The organism is Rhodococcus sp. DMU1, from assembly GCF_012272955.1.
Classification (GTDB): Bacteria; Actinomycetota; Actinomycetes; order Mycobacteriales; family Mycobacteriaceae; genus Rhodococcus; species Rhodococcus aetherivorans.
On sequence record NZ_CP050952.1, the window covers coordinates 2631365 to 2649516 of the forward strand.

An 18152-nucleotide genomic window follows, 5' to 3' on the forward strand; every position below is an offset into this window, starting at 1 on the left:
GAACAGCCCCCGTCACGCGGTAGCCTTCTGACCATGACCAACGGTGATTCCGCTTCTGCTGTCGAGCTTCCGTTCGGCACCATCGCCACAGCGATGGTGACCCCGTTCACCGCCGACGGCAAGCTCGACGTGGACGCGGGTGTGCGTCTTGCCGCCTACCTGGTCGACGGCGGCTGCGATGCGCTGGTTCTCGCGGGCACCACCGGCGAATCGCCGACCACCACCGAGAACGAGAAGCTCGAGCTGATGCGCGCCGTGCTCGCCGCGGTGGGGGACCGCGCGAAGATCATCGCCGGCGCCGGCAGCAACGACACCGCCCACAGCGTCGAACTCGCCCGCGACGCCGCGCGGGCCGGCGCCCACGGCCTGCTCGTCGTCACTCCGTACTACTCGCGGCCGCCGCAGGCCGGGCTCTACGCCCACTTCACGGCCGTCGCGAACGCCACCGACCTGCCGGTCATGCTCTACGACATCCCACCGCGCTCGGTCGTGCCGATCGAAACGGAGACGCTGCGCCGGCTCGCGGAGCATCCGCGCATCGTGGCGGTCAAGGACGCCAAGGGCGACCTCAACGCCGGTGCCGAGCTCATCGGCACCACCGACCTGAAGTTCTACTCCGGCGACGACCCGCTGAACCTGCCGTGGCTGTCCGTCGGCGCCGTCGGATTCGTCAGTGTCATCGGGCATCTCGTTCCCGGCCGGCTGCGCGAGCTGTACGACGCCTTCCAGGCCGGCGACCTCGTCCGCGCCCGCGCGGTCAACCTGAGCCTCATGCCGATCCTGCGCGCCGTCTCCCGCCTCGGCGGGGTGAGCGCGTCGAAGGCAGGTCTGCGGTTGATGGGTCTCGACGTCGGCGAGCCGCGCCTGCCCCAGGTGGCGCCGACCTCTGCGCAGATCGACGCGCTCGCCGCGGATCTGCACGCCGCGGGGGTGCTCGCGTGAGCCGCCCGTCGCGCGGCCGGGGCCGCGCCACCCGCAACGCCGGACCGCCCAGCGGCCGGCCCGCGCGCCGGACCGTGCAGACCTCGGCCAACACCCAGCGGCCCGATCCGCGCAAGGTGGCGGACATGTCGGGGCGCCTCGGCACCCCGCCGAAGGCGCCGCCGAAGGGCCTGCGCGTCGTCGCGCTCGGCGGCATCGGCGAGATCGGCCGCAACATGACGGTCTTCGAGCATCAGGGCCGGCTCCTCGTCATCGACTGCGGCGTGCTCTTCCCCGAGGACCAGCAGCCCGGCGTCGACCTGATCCTGCCGGACTTCCGGCACATCGAGGACCGCATGGACGACGTCGAAGCCGTCGTCCTCACCCACGGCCACGAGGATCACATCGGGGCGGTGCCGTTCCTGCTGCGCCTGCGTCCCGACATCCCGGTCGTGGGCTCGAAGTTCACCCTCGCGCTCGTCGCCGCGAAATGCCGCGAGCACCGGCTGCGGCCCAACCTCGTCGAAGTCGTCGAGGGGGACAAGACCACGCACGGCCCGTTCGAGTGCGAGTACTTCGCCGTCAACCACTCGATCCCGGACGCGCTCGCCGTCGCCGTCCGCACCGAGGCCGGGCTCGTGCTGCACACCGGCGACATCAAGCTCGACCAGTTGCCGCTCGACGGCCGCCTCACCGACCTCGCCGGATTCTCCCGGCTCGGCGACGAGGGCGTCGACCTGTTCCTCGTCGACTCCACCAACGCCGAGGTGCCGGGCTTCGTGATGCCCGAACGCGAGATCGGCGGCGTCCTGGACAACGTCATCGGCAAGGCCACCCAGCGCGTGATCGTCGCCTCCTTCGCCAGCCACGTGCACCGCATCCAGCAGGTCGTCGACGTCGCCGGGCGGTACAACCGCCGCATCGCCTTCGTCGGACGGTCGATGGTGCGCAACATGCAGATCGCGCAGGACCTCGGCTACCTGCGGGTGCCGGACGGGCTCGTCGTCGATCTCGACACCGCCGCGACATTGCCCGACAACCGGCTCGTGCTGATCTCCACCGGCTCGCAGGGTGAACCGCTGTCCGCGCTGTCGCGCATGGCGCGCGGCGAGCACCGCCAGATCAACATCAAGGCCGACGATCTCGTCATCCTGGCTTCCTCCCTGATCCCGGGCAACGAGAATTCGGTGTTCGCGGTCGTCAACGGCCTCGCCAAGCGAGGCGCCACCGTCGTCACCCAGCAGAACGCGAAGGTGCACGTCTCCGGCCACGCCTCCGCGGGCGAGCTGCTGTACCTGTACAACGCGGTGCGCCCGACGAATGCGATGCCGGTGCACGGCGAATGGCGGCACCTGCGGGCCAACGCGGCGCTGGCCGAGGCGACCGGGGTGCCGCGGGACCGGATCGTGCTCGCCGAGGACGGCGTGGTCGTCGACCTCGTCGACGGGCTCGCGGAGATCGTCGGACAGGTACCCGTCGGCCACGTCTACGTCGACGGCCTGTCCGTCGGTGACGTCGGCGAATCGACCCTGTCGGACCGGTTGATCCTCGGCGAGGGCGGCTTCATCTCCATCTCCGTCGCCGTGGACGAGAACGGTCGCGCCGTGAGTACCCCGGGGGTGTCCGGCCGCGGCTTCTCCGACGACCCGGGAGCGCTCTCCGAGGCCGCGCAACTCGTGGACAAGGTCCTCAACGAGCTCGCCGCCGAGGGTATCGACGACGCCCACCGCATCGCCCAGGCGATCCGCCGTGTCGTCGGGCGCTGGGTGTCCGACACCTACCGTCGCCGGCCGATGATCGTGCCGACGGTGATCACCGTCCCGGGCCCGGCGTAGCCGCGCCGGCGCAACCGCACCCTGCCGTGCCGGACGGTCCGGCGCTACCGGACCGGTCCGGCACTACAGTGGGCCGCGTGAGCCTCGCCCGTGACGAACGACACGCACTCGTCCGCACCATGACACAGACCGGTCCCGACGCCCCCACCCTGTGCGGGGACTGGACCGCCCGGGACCTCGCCGCCCACCTCGTGGTCCGCGAACGCCGGATCGACACGATGCCGGGCATCGTCCTGCCACCCCTGGCCGGGCACACCGAGCGGGTGCGCGCCGAGGCGGCGGGAGGGTCGTGGGAGCAACTGCTCGCCGACATCGAGTCCGGACCGCCGATCTGGTCGCCGCTGTACCTCGTCGACGGACTCGCCAATGCCGCGGAGATGTTTGTCCACCACGAGGACGTGCGGCGCGCCGCGCCCGGGTGGGAGCCGCGACCGCTCGACCCGTCGACCCAGGACCGCCTGTGGCAGATGGCCCGGCAGGTCGGCCGGCGCGGCTATCGCGGCACCGACGTCACGGTGGTGTTCGAACGCCCCGACGGCACCCGCGCGACGGTCCGGCGTCGCGGGCCGCGCACCGTGGTCCTGCGCGGCGAACCCGCCGAGCTGCTCCTGCATGCGTTCGGCCGCGACGAGGTGCGCGTCGAGACGTCCGGGGAGGCGGCCGACGTCGCGGAGGTCGCCGCATCCGGTCGCGGCATCTGATCCGTCCCGGCGCCGGTGTGACCACCGCGTGCGGCTGATGCCGGTGTTGCGGATGGTTCGGTTGTGGACATTGCGACTAACCTGACGGGTATGGCAGGAAAGTCGGGTGCCCGCGGATCGTCGTCAACGACCTCACGGTCGAGGTCGGGCGCGCGCGGCTCGTCCGCCGCCGCGGGCTCGTCGTCGCGGACGAAGAGCAGCACCCGCAAGCCCGCCCCGACGACCCGCCGGCAACCGGCCGCGCGGCGCCCGGCCCGCGCCACCACCCCCCGGCGCAAGGCGCCCGCCCGCTCGTCGCGGGGCAGCGTCCTGCACACGCTCGGTCGCGGGATCGGGAGCGGCTGGACGATGATCGCCCGCGGTGTGGGCGCCACCACTCGCACGATGGGCAGGGTGACTGAGGTCGAGCACGGCCACCGCCGCGACGGCATCGCCCTCGGGCTCATCGCCGCGAGCGTCGTCGTCGCCGGCACCGTCTGGTTCGCGGTCGGTGGCCCGCTCGGGGGCTGGCTCGAGACCGCAGTCCGCGCGGTCGTCGGCGGCGCCAGCGCGGTGCTGCCGCTGGCCGGCCTCGTGATCGCCGTCGTCCTCATGCGCACCGAGCCGCGGCCGGAGATCCGGCCCCGGCTCGTCCTCGGGTCGCTGCTCGTCGCGCTTCCCGCACTCGGCCTGTGGCACATCGCCTCGGGTATGCCGGACGACGGCCCGGGCCGCGAGGGCGGCGCCGGGTTCGTCGGCTACCTGGTGGGCGGACCCCTCACCGACGGTCTGACGGTGTGGCTGTCGGTTCCGTTGCTGCTGATGGCGGCCGGCTTCGGGATCCTGCTGCTCACCGGCACGACGATCCGGGAACTGCCCGGCATGTTCCGCGACTACTTCGGTCTGCACTACCGAGCCGACGACGAGTACGGCGAGTACGACCCGGACGCTGCCGGCGGCTACGACCCGGAGCGCGACCCGACCCTGTTCGACGCCGACGGCTATCCCGTCGAGCGGCGCACCCGGACCCGGCGGCGCACCCCGGTCGAGAACTACCCCACGGACGAGTTCGACGGCGACGCCCGCACCGAGGTGCTGCCCCTGTGGGAGCCGGATCCGGCGCCCGCCACGTCGCCGGCACCCGAACCCGAACCGGCGCCGGAACCGCCGCGGGCCCGCACCCGGCCCAAGGCGGCCCCCGCACCGGTCCCGCCGGCGGAGGAGCCACCCGCCGACGACAAGCTCGAGCCGCTCGTGCCCGATCGGGTGGTCGAGGGCGACTACACCCTGCCGTCGCTCGGGCTGCTGCTCGAGGGCGACCCACCCAAGCAGCACAGCTCGGCGAACGATCAGATGATCGAGGCCATCACCGAGGTGCTCGAGCAGTTCAAGATCGACGCCGCCGTCACCGGCTTCACCCGCGGCCCGACGGTCACGCGGTACGAGGTGGAACTCGGCCCGGGTGTGAAGGTCGAGAAGATCACCGCACTCGCCCGCAACATCGCCTACGCCGTGGCCACCGACAACGTGCGACTGCTCGCGCCGATCCCCGGCAAGTCCGCGGTCGGCATCGAGGTCCCGAACTCGGATCGTGAGCTGGTGCGTCTCGCCGATGTGCTCGCCGCACCGTCGACCCGCAAGGACCATCACCCGCTGGTGATCGGGCTCGGCAAGGACATCGAGGGCGACTTCGTCTGCGCGAACCTGGCGAAGATGCCGCACCTGCTGGTCGCCGGCTCCACCGGCTCCGGCAAGTCGAGCTTCGTCAACTCGATGCTGGTGTCGCTGCTCGTGCGCGCCACGCCGGACGAGGTCCGGATGATCCTCATCGACCCGAAGATGGTCGAGCTCACGCCCTACGAGGGCATCCCGCACCTGATCACGCCCATCATCACCCAGCCGAAGAAGGCGGCCGCCGCCCTCGCGTGGCTGGTGGAGGAGATGGAACAGCGCTACCAGGACATGCAGGCCAACCGGGTGCGGCACATCGACGACTTCAACACCAAGGTCAGGTCCGGCGAGATCACCGCGCCGCTCGGCAGCGAGCGCGTCTACCGGCCCTACCCGTACATCCTGGCGATCGTCGACGAGCTCGCCGACCTGATGATGACGGCCCCGCGCGACGTGGAGGACGCGATCGTGCGGATCACCCAGAAGGCCCGCGCCGCCGGCATCCATCTGGTGCTCGCCACGCAGCGGCCCTCGGTGGACGTCGTGACCGGCCTGATCAAGACGAACGTGCCGTCGCGGCTCGCGTTCGCCACGTCGTCGCTGACCGACTCCCGGGTCATCCTCGACCAGCCCGGTGCCGAGAAGCTCATCGGCATGGGCGACGGCCTGTTCCTGCCGATGGGCGCCGGCAAGCCGATCCGGATGCAGGGCGCGTTCATCACCGACGAGGAGATCGCGGCCGTCGTCGACTTCGCCAAGAACCAGAAGGAACCGGAGTACACCGAGGGCGTCACGACGGCGAAGGCGGGCGAGAAGAAGGACGTCGACCCCGACATCGGTGACGACCTCGACGTTCTCCTGCAGGCGGTCGAGCTGGTGGTGTCGAGCCAGTTCGGTTCGACGTCGATGCTGCAGCGCAAGCTGCGCGTCGGCTTCGCGAAGGCGGGTCGGCTGATGGATCTGATGGAGACCCGCGGCGTCGTCGGTCCCAGCGAGGGGTCCAAGGCGCGGGAGGTCCTGGTCAAACCGGAGGAACTCGACGGCCTGCTGTTCTCGATCCGCGGCGGCGGGGACGGGGAGGCGCCGGCGCCGGCGGAGTAGGGCCGGCGGCACGGTTCGATGCCGCGACCCGCGTGTGGTTGAATGGGAGACGTGGAGGGGAGTATCCCCTAACCCGCGGCAGTTCCGTCAACACGTGCGACACCGATGTCGTTCCGGGGCTGCCGACCTCGAAGCCGCACCGTCGAGCTGCGATCCGAGGTGGGAGAGACCTCCGGTGGTTAGCTGTACCTACCGGAGGAATATCTGCCGATGCATGTCACCCCGCTCACCTGGATCGTCACCATCCTGGTGATTCTCGGGCTCTTCGTCTTCGACTTCTACGCCCACGTCCGCAAACCGCACGCGCCGTCGCTGCGCGAGTCAGGCTTCTGGTCGGCGGTGTTCATCGGCCTCGCCGTGGTGTTCGGCGTCGTGGTGTTCGCGATCTGGGGGCCGACGTACGGCGGTGAGTACTTCGCCGGTTACGTCACCGAGAAGGCCCTCAGCGTCGACAACCTGTTCGTGTTCGTCATCATCATGTCGACCTTCGCGGTGCCGCGCGAGTACCAGCAGAAGGTGCTCACGATCGGCATCGTCCTGGCGCTCGTGATGCGCGGGGCGTTCATCGCCGTGGGTGCCGCGGCCATCAACGCCTACAGCTGGGTGTTCTACCTGTTCGGGGCGTTCCTCATCTACACCGCGATCAAGCTGATCCGCGAGCACGGAGACGAGGTCGAGCACGAGAAGGAGCGGGAGAATCGCATCGTCTCGCTGGTCCGCAAGGTGTACCCGACCACCGACGAGTACCACGGCGACAAGCTGTTCACCCGGATCGACGGCAAGCGCTTCGCCACCCCGATGCTGCTCGCCCTCGCCGCCATCGGCTTCACCGACATCCTGTTCGCGCTCGACTCGATCCCGGCGATCTACGGCCTCACCAGCGAGCCCTACCTGGTGTTCACCGCCAACGCGTTCGCCCTGATGGGCCTGCGGCAGCTGTTCTTCCTCATCGGCGGTCTGCTCGAGCGGTTGGTCTACCTGTCCTACGGCCTGTCCGTGATCCTCGCGTTCATCGGCGTCAAGCTGGTGCTGCACGCGCTGCACGAGAACACCCTGTCGTTCGTCAACGGCGGTGAGCACGTCGCGGTGCCGGAGATCTCGACCTGGCTGTCGCTGGGCGTGATCGTCGGCGTGCTGGTGGTGACGACCGTCGCGAGCCTGCTCAAGACGCGCAGCGAGAAGGCCGACCTCACCTGACCTTCCCGCCGCGCCGGTGACGGGCGTCAGTCGTTGAAGACGCCCATCACCGGGAGCCACTGCGTGATCCGGACCTCGTCGAGCAGCCCCTGACGGGCGAACGGATCCTGAGCCATGACCTCCCGCACCGCGGGCTCGTCCGCGGCCTCGACGAGGATCAGTGCGCCGGACCCGTCGGCCCACGGGCCGGTCGCGCGCACCGTCCCGGCCTCGACGAGTTCGCCGAGCCAGCCGCGGTGGGCGGGCCGGTGCTCGTCGCGGCCGCTCGCGGTGGCCTCGGAGTAGGTGTACTCGACGGCGAACAGGGGCATGGGTCCTCGCATTCGTGACAGGTGGGCGGAAGGGGGCGGCTCAGAGCGTGAGCAGCATCCGGGTGTTTCCGAGGGTGTTCGGTTTGACGTAGCTCAGATCCAGGAACTCGGCGACACCGGTGTCGTACGAGCGGCACATCTCCGCGTACACCTCGGCGGTGACGGGTGTGCCGTCGATCTCGGTGAATCCGTGCCGGCCGAAGAACTCGACCTCGAACGTGAGCACGAACAGCCGTTCGAGTTCGAGTTCGCGGGCGACGTCGATCAGGCGGGACACCACGAGGTGGCCGACCCCGCGACCCTTGACCCGGGGATCCACCGCGACGGTCCGGATCTCGCCCAGGTCGGACCACAGCACGTGCAGGGCCCCGCAGCCGACCACGGTGCCCGCCGTCTCGGCCACCCAGAACTCCTGCACGGCCTCGTACAGCGTGACGAGGTTCTTCTCCAGGAGGATCTTGCCCGAGTAGATGTCGACCAGCCGCTTGATCTCCGGAATGTCGCCGGTTCGCGCACGTCGTACGAGGATGCGGTCGTGAGTCCCCTGGTCCGTCGTCCGCGAAGTCATAGTGGTGAACAGTAGCCGGTCGCTCTACCGATATTGTGTCCGTGTGCCGGTCGGATCCCCATGCTCACGTGTCGCCCCGGCGGACCCGGGTCCGCCTCGTCCTGCGGCGACGTCCGTGGCGCGGAGGCCGGCGTGAGCGCGCCGCATCCGGAGGTGGCCGGAACCGGCGGTGCGGCGGCGGCTCCCGGGCCGCATGCCCCCGCGGCCGCGGAGCCGGTCCCGCTGTGGAACATCGCCAACATCCTCACCATGCTGCGGATCGTTCTGGTGCCGGTCTTCCTTCTGGTGCTGTTCGTCGGCGACGGTCACGACGTCGCGTGGCGCATCGCCGCGACGGGTGTGTTCGCCGTCGCGGCGATCACGGACCGCATCGACGGACAGCTCGCCCGCAAGTACGGACTCGTGACCGATTTCGGCAAGCTCGCCGATCCGATCGCCGACAAGGCGCTCATCGGCGCCGCCCTCGTGGGCCTGTCGCTGCTCGGTGACCTGTCGTGGTGGGTGACCGGCATCATCGCGGCCCGCGAGCTCGGCGTCACGGCGCTGCGCTTCTTCGTGCTGCGGCACGCGGTGATCCCCGCCAGCCGCGGCGGGAAGGCCAAGACCCTGGTCCAGACGCTCGCGATCGTGCTGTACCTGCTCCCGCTGCCGGAGGCGGCGATGCCCTTCGCCGTCGCCCTCATGGGACTTGCGGTGATCCTGACGGTGGGCACCGGCATCGACTACGTGGTCCAGGCGGCGCGACTGCGCGCCGGGGTGCACCGCGTCGAACAACAGCACGGGGAGTGAGGCGGTGCCCGACCCGCTCGTTCCCGGCACCGCGGCCGCGGACCTGGTCGCGACCCTGGCCGCGCGGCGGCAGACGGTGGCCACGGCCGAATCACTCACGGCCGGGCTGATTGCGGCGACGATCGCCGGGGTACCCGGCGCCAGCGTGGTGCTGCGCGGGGGGCTGATCGTCTACGCCACCGACCTCAAGTCCACCCTGGGCGGCGTGGACCCGGAACGGCTCGCGGCGGACGGGCCGGTCTCCGAGTCCACCGCCGCGGCCCTGGCCGAGGGCGCAGCGACTCGCTGCGGAGCGACGTGGGGCGTGGGCATCACCGGCGTGGCCGGACCGGATCCGCAGGACGGGCACCCGCCGGGCACGCTGTATCTCGGGATCGCCGGGCCGGGCGGCACGGTGGTCACCCGCCCGCCGGTGCGCGGGGACCGGTGGGACATCCGGGCCGGGGCTGCCCGTGCCGCCGTGTCGGGCCTACTCACCCGCGTGCGCGGCGCCGCGGGGATGTAGTGTCTTGACACCGCGGTACCGGTGGCAGCCGGACCCGTGCGGAGCCGCGCCCGGCAGGGTTTTCGTGCCCGGGCGGGGAGCCGGGAACCCGGCGACGTGCGTCGTGCGTTGACGGGTTGAGCGACGACGGACGAAGGAGGATGGGATGGCGCTGTTGTTGCGTGAGGCAATCGGTGACAGTCTTCGGCGCACCCGCGTTTCGCAGAGCCGCACCCTGCGTGAGGTCTCCAGCAGCGCCCGGGTCAGCCTCGGCTACCTCTCCGAGATCGAACGCGGGCGCAAGGAGGCGTCGAGCGAACTGCTCGCCGCGATCTGCGACGCCCTCGACGTCCCCTTGTCCGACGTGCTCTTCGACGTCAGCGAGTCGCTTGCCGATGCGGTTCCCGCCCGCGGCCGGACCCCGGTCGGGGCGGCGGCAGGTCTCGGGGCCGAGCCGAAGTCCCGGGACTCGGACGCCCGCGCCGCCGAGCACGCGGCGCTCGTGGCGCAGGACACGCGTGTGGTGATCCCGCCGCCGGCGGCACGCGCGCTGGCCGCCGCATAACATGGAGGACGGACCGCGCCGGCCTGGCCGGACGCGGCCGAAAGCGACACAATTCGGGTCACCACCGGGGGGTGGCTCGGGACACACGGCGGCCGGGTACGCGGGGATCACACGGCCGACCGGAAACGGTGCGCGAGGGCCGCGCACCGGGTCGCGTTCGCCGCGGCGTACCAGATGGAGGCAGGATCACTCCCATGGCTAATCCGTTCGTCAAGGGTTGGAAGTACCTGATGGCGCTCTTCAACTCGAAGATCGATGAGAAGGCCGATCCGAAGGTCCAGATTCAGCAGGCGATCGAGGACGCGCAGCGCCAGCACCAGGCACTGTCCCAGCAGGCCGCGTCCGTCATCGGCAATCAGCGTCAGCTCGAGATGAAACTCAACCGTCAGCTCGACGAGGTCGAGAAGCTCAACGCGAGCGCGCGGCAGGCCGTGCTCATGGCGGATCAGGCCAACGCCGCCGGCGACACCGAGAAGGCCATCCAGTACACGAACGCCGCGGAGGCGTTCGCGGCCCAGCTGGTGACCGCCGAGCAGTCCGTCGAGGATCTGAAGGTGCTGCACGATCAGTCGCTGCAGGCCGCGGCGCAGGCGAAGAAGGCCGTCGAGCAGAACGCGATGGCTCTCCAGCAGAAGGTGGCCGAGCGCACCAAGCTGCTCAGCCAGCTCGAGCAGGCCAAGATGCAGGAGCGCGTGAGCGAGTCCCTGCGCTCGATGGACTCGACGCTCGCCGCGCCCGGCACCACGCCGAGTCTCGACGCGGTCCGCGAGAAGATCGAGCGTCGTTACGCCACCGCGCTCGGATCCGCCGAGCTCGCGCAGAACTCGGTGCACGGCCGGATGCTCGAGGTCCAGCAGGCCACCGTCCAGATGGCCGGCCACAGCCGTCTCGAGCAGATCCGGGCCTCCATGAAGGGCGAGGCGCTGCCCGGCGCGGCGGCACCCGCGACCCCCGCGGTCAACCCCACCAAGGAACCGCCGTCGGCGGCGGGAAGCGCCGGCTCGCAGTAGCGCCGGGGTCGATGGCAGACGGCAGAAACGCGGCAACGCAATGAACACACCCGCACGCGGCCGGACCGGACAGTTCCCCGGTCCGGCCGCGGCTGCGCTCCGGGACATGACCGGCAGCGTGGTCGAGGCGGCGCGCCGCTGGAACGACCCCGCGGCCCGGGTGCGCCGCAAGAAGCGCCGCGCCCGCCGGCGTGCCCGCCTGTTCGGCGCAGCCTCCGGAATGAGCGGTGTCGGCACCGCGACGCTGGTGGCCGCGTCGGCCCCCGACTGGACCATCGTCGCCACCGGCGGGACGACCGCCGCGCTCGTCGTGCCCGCCGTGCTGGCGGTGCGTACCTTCCGGCGCCTCGACGCCGTGCCGCTGCCGCCGCCGGCACCCGCCCGCCGGGCCCTGCCGCCGTCGGGTTCCGTCGCGCGGGCCCCGATGGCCCGGCTGGCGAGCGACGAACAGAGCCTCGCCCAGCTGCTGACGGTGCTGGCTCGTTCCCGCACCGTCGCCGCCGACGACCTCGAGGAGATCGCCGCGGCCGCCCGGGAGGCCTCCGACGCGCTCGAGGCCGTCGCGGTGGATGTGGTCGCGCTCGAATCCGCCGCCCGGGACAGCGCCGCCGCCGGGGCGCACCTCGGGGTGGCCGTCGCGGCCGCCGGACAGCGACTCGACACGGGCGTCGACCAATTCGAGGAACTCGTCGCCGCCGCGGCCCGGCTCGCGGCGGCCCCCGACGGAACCCGTTCGATGGCCCTGCTCGACCGGCAGCGCGCCGAGCTGATCTCGGCCTCGGACCGGCTCGAGAGCTGGGCCCAGTCGTGGCGGGAGATCCGGCAGATCGAGGGCCGCTACCGGTACTGACGTCGCCCCGGTGGCTCAGTCGTCCAGGCCGCGGGCGACGAGGGCCTCGCCCATCGCCTCCGCGGTCAGCAACGCCCCCACGACGACGGGCACCGCCAGGGCCCGCAGCGAGAAGCCGAGCCCGCGGGCCTTGCGTGCCTCGGTCACCTGCGCGACGATCCCGCCGAGCATCGGGACGGCCCGGACGGTCATCACCAGCACGAGGCCGACCCGCTCCGGATCCACGCCGACCCGCCGGAACGGGCCCAGCCCCGCCACGATCGCATCGAGCATGTCGCTCACCCGGGTGGTCAGCGTCACCAGCGCGGCGAGGGCCACGGCAACCAGCAGCTGACCGGAGACCACCACCGCCCGCTCCCAGCCGGCGAGCAGCACCTGGAACGCCGCGATCACCACGAGCATCCACAACAGCGGCCGGAGCTGTCGCAGCGCGGGCCGGGGCGGGATCCGCGCCAGCAGGTAGAGCCCGAGCACGACCGCCCCGGCCACCGGCACCTGCCACGGTTGCCGCATCCACACCGTGAGCGCGACGATGAGCACCGCGGTGACCAGCAGCTTCGGGCCCGCGGGCGCCCGGTGCAACGGCGACGCCGCGCGATGGTACAAGCCCAGGGTGCTCACGCGACCAGCCTGCGGTAGTAGTCGATCGCCGGGCCGGGTGTGTCGTCGGCGACGACGCGCCCACCGTCGACGACGAGCACCCGGTCGAAGCCGGTCAGCAGGTCCAGATGGTGGGTGACCACCACCAGTTGCTGTTCGAGGGCGGCGAAGGTCCGCGCGATCAGCCGGGCGTTGCGCAGATCCAGCAGCGTGGTGGGCTCGTCCGCCACCAGCACCTGCGGATCGGTGACCATGATCGCCGCGAGGGCCAGGAGCTGCTTCTGTCCGCCGGAGAGCAGGTGACTCGGGTGGTCGTGGTGCCCGGCCAGCCCGAAGTCGGCGAGCACCCGCCGTACCCGCTCCGCGCGCTCGGCCTTGCTCAGTCCGCTGCGGCGCAGGGAGAAGGCGACGTCTTCCGCGACCGTGGGCATCACGATCTGATGGTCGGGATCGGTGAAGACGAATCCCACGCGCCGGCGCACCTCGCGGGCCTTGCGGGCGGTGTCCAGGCCGTCCACCGTGACCGTGCCGGAGGTCGGGATCACCAGCCCGTTGATCATCCGGGCCAGGGTGGACTTGCCGCTGCCGTTGGCGCCGACGATCCCGACGCGGCGCTCGGTGAGGGTCACGTCGATGCCGTCGAGGACGGTGCGCTCACCGTAGGCGTGGCCCACCTGCCGGAAGCGGATCTCGCTCATGCGGTCGTGCCCGGCCCGGCGCTCAGCGCGCGGGGTCGGTGGCCGGGCGTGCCGGTGCGCTCGGGCTGAGCAGGGCCGGGTAGGCGCGGTGCACCTGGGCGGCGACGACCGCCGCGACGACGGCCTTGAGCAGGTCACCGGGCAGGAAGGTGGCGTTCGCGCTCAGCGCCGCCCACAGCGTGAGATCGGTGCGTGCGAGCATGCCGGCGATACCGAAGACGTAGAGCACGACGATGCCACCGAGGACGTTGACGGCGATGCCCGGCAGCACCCGGTAGCGGGGCAGCATGCGCGCCGAGAGCCAGCCGATCACCGCGACGGCGGGAAGCCAGCCGAGCAGGAAGCCGACCGTCGGGCCGGCCAGCGCCGTGAGGGTCGTGCGTCCCCCGGCGAGCACCGGCAGCGCCAGGCCCAGCACGATCACCGTGGCCACCGACAGCACGCCCTTGCGGACGCCGAGCAGCGCCCCGGCGAGCATCACGCCCAGCGTCTGCAGCGTGATCGGCACGCCCGACGAGCCGACGGTGATCTGCCCGGGCAGACCCAGAGCGATGATCAGGGCGGCGAACACGGCGATCTGCGCCAGGTCGCGGGCGGGCGTGCGGCGGGTCGAGGACACGATTCTCAGCCTTCTGACGAGGGGACCGAACCTGTCGAGGGTATGTCGCCGCGGCGTGCTCCTTCTCACCACCCCGCTCCGGGCCGGCCCCCGAACAGGGCCGCACCGGCCTCCGGGTAACCACCCATCTTTCCCTGATCTCTGCGTTGACCTGGTGTTTTTCCGACCGTGGGGTGTCACGATCGACAACGAACGGCAACGACGCAAGGAGAAGACGATGTTCTGGAAGATCGTGGGTGTGGTGGCGCTGGTGTGGATCGCCCTCGTGGTGGTCGGGGCGCTCGCGGAGCACCTGTTCGGGATTCTCGTGGTGAGCGCGCTGATCTTCGGCGGCTACATGCTGTACAAGGCCGTGGCCGGCAGCAAGGACGACCACATCACCCACGTGTGATGTGGTCGCGGCGGCTCAGCGCCGCAGCAACTGTGCGAGCAGCCGGCGACCCTGCCCGAGCGACACGTCGGGCAGATACGCATGACCGACGGCGATGCCGATCGTGGGCAGGGCCGCGGCGTCCGGGAACACCAGGTACATGGGCCGGTGCTGCGGCTGGAACTTCGCCTTGAAGGCGAGCAGCGACCGGAAGCCGTAGACCGGCTCGAGGGTGCGGCCCAGCAGGTCGAGCAGCGCGTCGAGCGCGCCGCGGTCGAGGGCGCCGCGGTCGAGGGCGCCGGCCGACGGGTCGGCGCCGGCGAGCGGCGCGCCGGACAGGCTGAGGAACTCGAGGCCCTGTTCCTGCGCGGACATGGCGGCCGAGGCGATGAGGAACTCCATCGCGGGACGGAAGCCGTCGGAGCGGCGGCGCATGAAGTCGAGGGTCAGGCCGACCAGGGCGCCGTCCCGGTAGACCGGCATCCACGACGTCACGGCGTGCACGTGGTCGTCCGCGTCGATCGCCAGGAGCAGCCGCACCTCGGGGTCGCGCAGTTCCTCGAGCCCACCGAGGGTGAAGCCCATCTCGGGGAGGCCCTTGTCGGCGACCCATTCCTCGGAGATCTCGACGATCTGCTCCGTCATCGGCAACGGCGCCTCGGTGAACGTCGTCCACCGCGCCTCCACGCCGTCCTTGGCGGCGCGGTTGAGGGCGGTGCGGACGTCCTGGAACTTCTTGCCCTTGAACGCGAGGCCGGGAAGCGCGACGACCGTCTCCTCGGCCACCCGCAGACAGCTCCAGCCGTGGTCCCGGGCGATCGCGGCGGTGTCCTCCCCGACGGAGTAGAAGCACGGGGTCCAGCCGTTGCCGAGGCAGTACGCGGCGAACTCGTCGATCGCGTTCTCCAGGCCGGCCGGATCACCCACCGGGTCGCCCGTGGTCAGGGCGACACCCGAGTGCACGCGGTAGGCCACGGCGTGCCGGCCGTCCTCGCCGAACCAGTAGTGGTTGCCGGGCCACGTCGTCATCCACGACAGCGAGGTGCCGCCGGGGGAGTGCAGCAGTGCACGCACCCGGTGTTCGTCGCCGGGATCGTGCCCGAGAGCGGGGACCAGGAAGCTCCGGACCATCAACAGGCAGAACGCGGCCCACACCAGCACCCCCACCCACTCGAACAGCAGCGTGGCGGCCGGGGTCAGCGGCAGTACCGGCGGCTCGAACAGCTGCAGATACACGGGTGGGACGAGACGTCGCGGCGCGTCGCGCACCAGCGTGGCGCCGCCGGGGTCGCGGTCGAAGCCGTCGGCGAGCAGCGCCCCCACCCCCACGTAGGTGACGAGCGCGGCACCCGCCGCGGCGGCGGTGCCCAGCCACACCCGCGGATACGTCCCGCGCGGGGCGCGCACCCCGAACAGCCGGCGGGTCATCAGCAGCAGCACGAGCACCGCGACGAGGGCCAGCAGCGGAGCGAGTTCCATGTACACCGAGCTGGTGCGGCGGGTGCCGTACAGCAGCGACCGGGTCTCCTCCTGCTCGGTGATCTGCACGACCGCGCTGACGGCGGCCACCGCGATCAGGGCGACGTGCCCCCACACCGAGAGCAGCCACGCGGCGCGGCGGCCCCGGCGCAGTCCCTCCGCTCCCACGAGCAGCACCGCCGACGGCATCAGGTTCATCACCAGCGGTCCGATCCCGGACAGGCGCAGCGCCTGCCGCCCCTTGCGACACTCGTCGCGCAGGGCCGGGTCGGCGCAGATGTCGACCAGTTCCCGTGCGCTGTACGGGACCTGGTCGAACAACTCCCGCAGCGCCGAGAGCGGCCCGATGGCGTGGGGGGAGAACGCCGCCAGGATCGGGCCGAGGACGCTGGCGGCGACCACCAGCGCCACGAGGGTGCGACGCTCCCGCACGGTGCCGCCGAGCGCCGGGCCCCGGGCCGCGCGGCCGAACAGCACGGGTCCGAGGAACAGGCCTGCCAGCGCCGCGCAGAGCCGCACCACGTCCTGCAGGTGCCCCGCGAACAGGGCGCTCGTCACGAGGAACACCAGCACCAGGGTGCGGATGCGGCGCCGCCACAGCGTACCCATCGCCGCGGTGGCGGCGAGCAGGGTGCCGAGCACCCACGGCAGGGGATCCTCGGTCAGGTGCCCGTGCAGCTCGAAGCCCCACGAGTTCGGCACGGTCGACGCCAGCAGCGCCACCAGCAGGGCGAGCGCGGCACCCGCACCCTGCGAGAGCGCCGCGGCGAGTGCGAATCTGCGGCTGCCGAGGCGGTTCTCCACCGGCACCGCGACGGCGAGGATCGCCACGCTCGACAGGACGTACTCGCCCAGGCCGGACGCGAAGAGCCCGGACGTCCAGAGCACCCACGGATGCCCCTCGCCGAAGCTACGGGTGCCGAGGGAGACGTCGAGGGCCAGGTCGTGGGACGGCCCGCGCCACACGGACCCGGTGGCGATCGCGAGCACCCACATCGCCGCGAGCAGGGTCAGAGCGACGGGGGCCCGGCGCAGCGCCGCGCCGCTGCGCGCGATCACGGGGCGACGAGGCCGAGTCGGCGGCTGAGCCACGGCAGCTCCTTCTCGAGTCCGGCGGACCACACCGCGAAGCTGTGCGCTCCCGGCAGTTCCGTGAGGTGGACGTCCATGCCGGCGGCCCGGGCCGCCGTCGTGAGCTGTTCGATTCCCGAACGGTATTCGCTGTCGTCGAGGCCCACGACGAACGCCCCTGCCGAGCCGGGGTAGCGGTTGCGGGCCAGCAGGTCGGCAGGGTTGTTCCGCGCGAACGCCTCCGTGTCGCCGCCGAACACCTCGCGGATCGTGCGGTCCCGATCGCCGAGGGTCGGCTCGGCCTGGCCGGAGAAGTCGAGGAACGTGGGGTACACCTCGGGGCGGGCGGTCGCGAGCTGCAACGCGCACGTGCCTCCGTACGAGAGCCCGCCGATCGCCCAGCCCGCCGGATCGTCGTCGACCTGCAGGTGCTCGCGGACCCAGGCGGGCACGTCGAGCGCCAGGTAGGTCGCGGCGTTGCCGAGACGGGAATCGGCGCACAGCGGGTTGTCGAACTGGCCGCCGGTGCCGTCGGCGAGCACGACGACCGGTGCCAGCCCCTCGTGCCCGGCCGCGAACGCGTCCATGATCTGCGGCAGCCGGCCCCCGATCAGCCAGTCGTCGGTGCTGCCGGGCTGGCCGGCGAGCAGCACCAGCACCGGGAGTTCGGGGCGCGGGTCGGCGAAGTAGGCGGGTGGCAGGTAGATCCGCGCGTCGCGGGCGCGGAATCCCGAGACTGCGCCGGGGATCGGGGTGGTCGTCACCGCGCCGGTCGCGGGCAGATCGGCCGGGGGCGACCAGGTCTCGGACAGCGGCCGCCGAGCGACCGTCGCCGTGGCCGGTGCCAGGGCCGCGTCGAGCGGCACGGTGCGGTAGTCGGTCATGCCGAGGGCGGAACGCACGGTGGGGTAGGCGTCGAACACCGCGTTGATCCGCCCCGCACCCGCCACCACCACCGCCAGTGCGGCGACGACGAGGCCGGCCGCGACGAGCGGACGCGCCCGGTCCCGGCGGCGGACGAGCCACCGGCCGGCCAGGAGCGCGACGGCGAGGACGGCGACGGCGGTCCACGCGTACACATCCCGAGGCAACCGATCCGGGAACGGTCGCCACACCTGCTCGACGAGGACGGCGGCGAGCACCACCAGCACCAGGGTCAGCGCGACGGCCGTCGGAATCCCCGTCAGGAGCCAGCGGCGGTGCCGTCGCGCGGCCAGGGCGGCCAGGCCCGCGACGGTGAGGACGGTGAACACCACGGCCGCCGCCGTCGTCGTCAACCGCACGTCGAGCGCTGCTTCGACGAGCCCGGACCACGACACGCCGTCCAGTATGC

The 18152-nt window shown here is 71.8% G+C and carries 18 protein-coding genes; 11 read left to right on the plus strand and 7 right to left on the minus strand.

Annotated elements, in window-relative coordinates:
- Positions 1-33: 33 nt before the first annotated feature.
- From dapA to HFP48_RS12375, 5 genes are all read left to right on the plus strand, one after another.
- On the plus strand, positions 34-942 hold the full coding sequence (gene dapA, locus HFP48_RS12355; RefSeq protein ID WP_006948292.1) for a 4-hydroxy-tetrahydrodipicolinate synthase: 909 nt from the start codon (positions 34-36) through the stop codon (positions 940-942).
- The gene (locus HFP48_RS12360) at positions 939-2756 is read left to right on the plus strand and encodes a ribonuclease J (RefSeq protein WP_006948291.1); all 1818 of its coding nucleotides are present in this window, start codon (positions 939-941) and stop codon (positions 2754-2756) included. The genes dapA and HFP48_RS12360 overlap by 4 nt, the downstream gene beginning before the upstream one ends.
- A 77-nt stretch (positions 2757-2833) precedes the next feature.
- Positions 2834-3457: a TIGR03085 family metal-binding protein gene (locus HFP48_RS12365; RefSeq protein WP_029543318.1), complete on the plus strand. Its 624-nt coding sequence runs from the start codon at positions 2834-2836 to the stop codon at positions 3455-3457.
- A gap of 90 nt (positions 3458-3547) precedes the next feature.
- The gene (locus HFP48_RS12370; protein ID WP_210432824.1) at positions 3548-6208 is read left to right on the plus strand and encodes a DNA translocase FtsK; all 2661 of its coding nucleotides are present in this window, start codon (positions 3548-3550) and stop codon (positions 6206-6208) included.
- Positions 6209-6418: 210 nt separating this feature from the next.
- On the plus strand, positions 6419-7405 hold the full coding sequence (locus HFP48_RS12375; protein ID WP_006948285.1) for a TerC family protein: 987 nt from the start codon (positions 6419-6421) through the stop codon (positions 7403-7405).
- A 26-nt stretch (positions 7406-7431) separates the two neighbouring features.
- On the opposite strand, the gene HFP48_RS12380 is transcribed toward HFP48_RS12375, so the two are convergent.
- On the minus strand, positions 7432-7716 hold the full coding sequence (locus HFP48_RS12380) for a YciI family protein (protein WP_006948284.1): 285 nt from the start codon (positions 7714-7716) through the stop codon (positions 7432-7434).
- Positions 7717-7756: 40 nt separating this feature from the next.
- Positions 7757-8284: an amino-acid N-acetyltransferase gene (locus HFP48_RS12385; RefSeq protein WP_006948283.1), complete on the minus strand. Its 528-nt coding sequence runs from the start codon at positions 8282-8284 to the stop codon at positions 7757-7759.
- Positions 8285-8344: 60 nt separating this feature from the next.
- Between HFP48_RS12385 and pgsA the strand changes: the two genes are divergently transcribed.
- The 5 genes from pgsA to HFP48_RS12410 all read left to right on the plus strand — a co-directional run bounded on the left by pgsA (position 8345) and on the right by HFP48_RS12410 (position 11982).
- Positions 8345-9073: a CDP-diacylglycerol--glycerol-3-phosphate 3-phosphatidyltransferase gene (gene pgsA, locus HFP48_RS12390; RefSeq protein ID WP_102799888.1), complete on the plus strand. Its 729-nt coding sequence runs from the start codon at positions 8345-8347 to the stop codon at positions 9071-9073.
- A 4-nt stretch (positions 9074-9077) separates the two neighbouring features.
- On the plus strand, positions 9078-9578 hold the full coding sequence (locus HFP48_RS12395; RefSeq protein ID WP_006948281.1) for a CinA family protein: 501 nt from the start codon (positions 9078-9080) through the stop codon (positions 9576-9578).
- A gap of 145 nt (positions 9579-9723) precedes the next feature.
- Positions 9724-10122 carry a helix-turn-helix transcriptional regulator gene (locus HFP48_RS12400; RefSeq protein WP_006948280.1) on the plus strand — a complete coding sequence of 133 codons (399 nt, stop codon included), beginning with the start codon at positions 9724-9726 and terminating at the stop codon, positions 10120-10122.
- Positions 10123-10316: 194 nt separating this feature from the next.
- Entirely contained in the window at positions 10317-11132 is an 816-nt protein-coding gene (locus HFP48_RS12405; protein WP_003935651.1) for a PspA/IM30 family protein, read from the plus strand.
- Positions 11133-11172: 40 nt separating this feature from the next.
- Positions 11173-11982: a hypothetical protein gene (locus tag HFP48_RS12410; RefSeq protein WP_168579564.1), complete on the plus strand. Its 810-nt coding sequence runs from the start codon at positions 11173-11175 to the stop codon at positions 11980-11982.
- Between the two features lie 15 nt (positions 11983-11997).
- Here the strand turns inward: HFP48_RS12410 and HFP48_RS12415 are convergent, their stop codons facing one another.
- The 3 genes from HFP48_RS12415 to HFP48_RS12425 are packed head-to-tail and all read right to left on the minus strand — an operon-like array spanning position 11998 to position 13899.
- On the minus strand, positions 11998-12603 hold the full coding sequence (locus tag HFP48_RS12415) for an energy-coupling factor transporter transmembrane protein EcfT (RefSeq protein WP_006948278.1): 606 nt from the start codon (positions 12601-12603) through the stop codon (positions 11998-12000).
- Positions 12600-13280 (minus strand): ABC transporter ATP-binding protein, encoded by a 681-nt coding sequence (locus HFP48_RS12420; protein ID WP_029543325.1) that lies wholly within the window; start codon positions 13278-13280, stop codon positions 12600-12602. The genes HFP48_RS12415 and HFP48_RS12420 overlap by 4 nt, the downstream gene beginning before the upstream one ends.
- 22 nt (positions 13281-13302) lie before the next feature.
- A complete protein-coding gene (locus HFP48_RS12425; protein ID WP_006948276.1) occupies positions 13303-13899 on the minus strand; it encodes a biotin transporter BioY in 597 nt (198 codons plus the stop codon).
- A gap of 217 nt (positions 13900-14116) precedes the next feature.
- Between HFP48_RS12425 and HFP48_RS12430 the strand changes: the two genes are divergently transcribed.
- Positions 14117-14290, plus strand: coding sequence for a hypothetical protein (locus tag HFP48_RS12430; protein ID WP_029543328.1), 174 nt, complete (start codon positions 14117-14119; stop codon positions 14288-14290).
- 15 nt (positions 14291-14305) lie between these two features.
- Here HFP48_RS12430 and HFP48_RS12435 read toward each other — a convergent pair whose 3' ends face one another.
- Entirely contained in the window at positions 14306-16807 is a 2502-nt protein-coding gene (locus tag HFP48_RS12435) for a DUF2156 domain-containing protein (RefSeq protein WP_043798200.1), read from the minus strand.
- Positions 16804-18138, minus strand: a complete 1335-nt coding sequence (locus tag HFP48_RS12440) for an alpha/beta hydrolase-fold protein (RefSeq protein ID WP_029543331.1) — start codon at positions 18136-18138, stop codon at positions 16804-16806. Before HFP48_RS12440 ends, HFP48_RS12435 begins: the two co-directional genes overlap by 4 nt.
- Between the last annotated feature and the right edge of the window lie 14 nt (positions 18139-18152).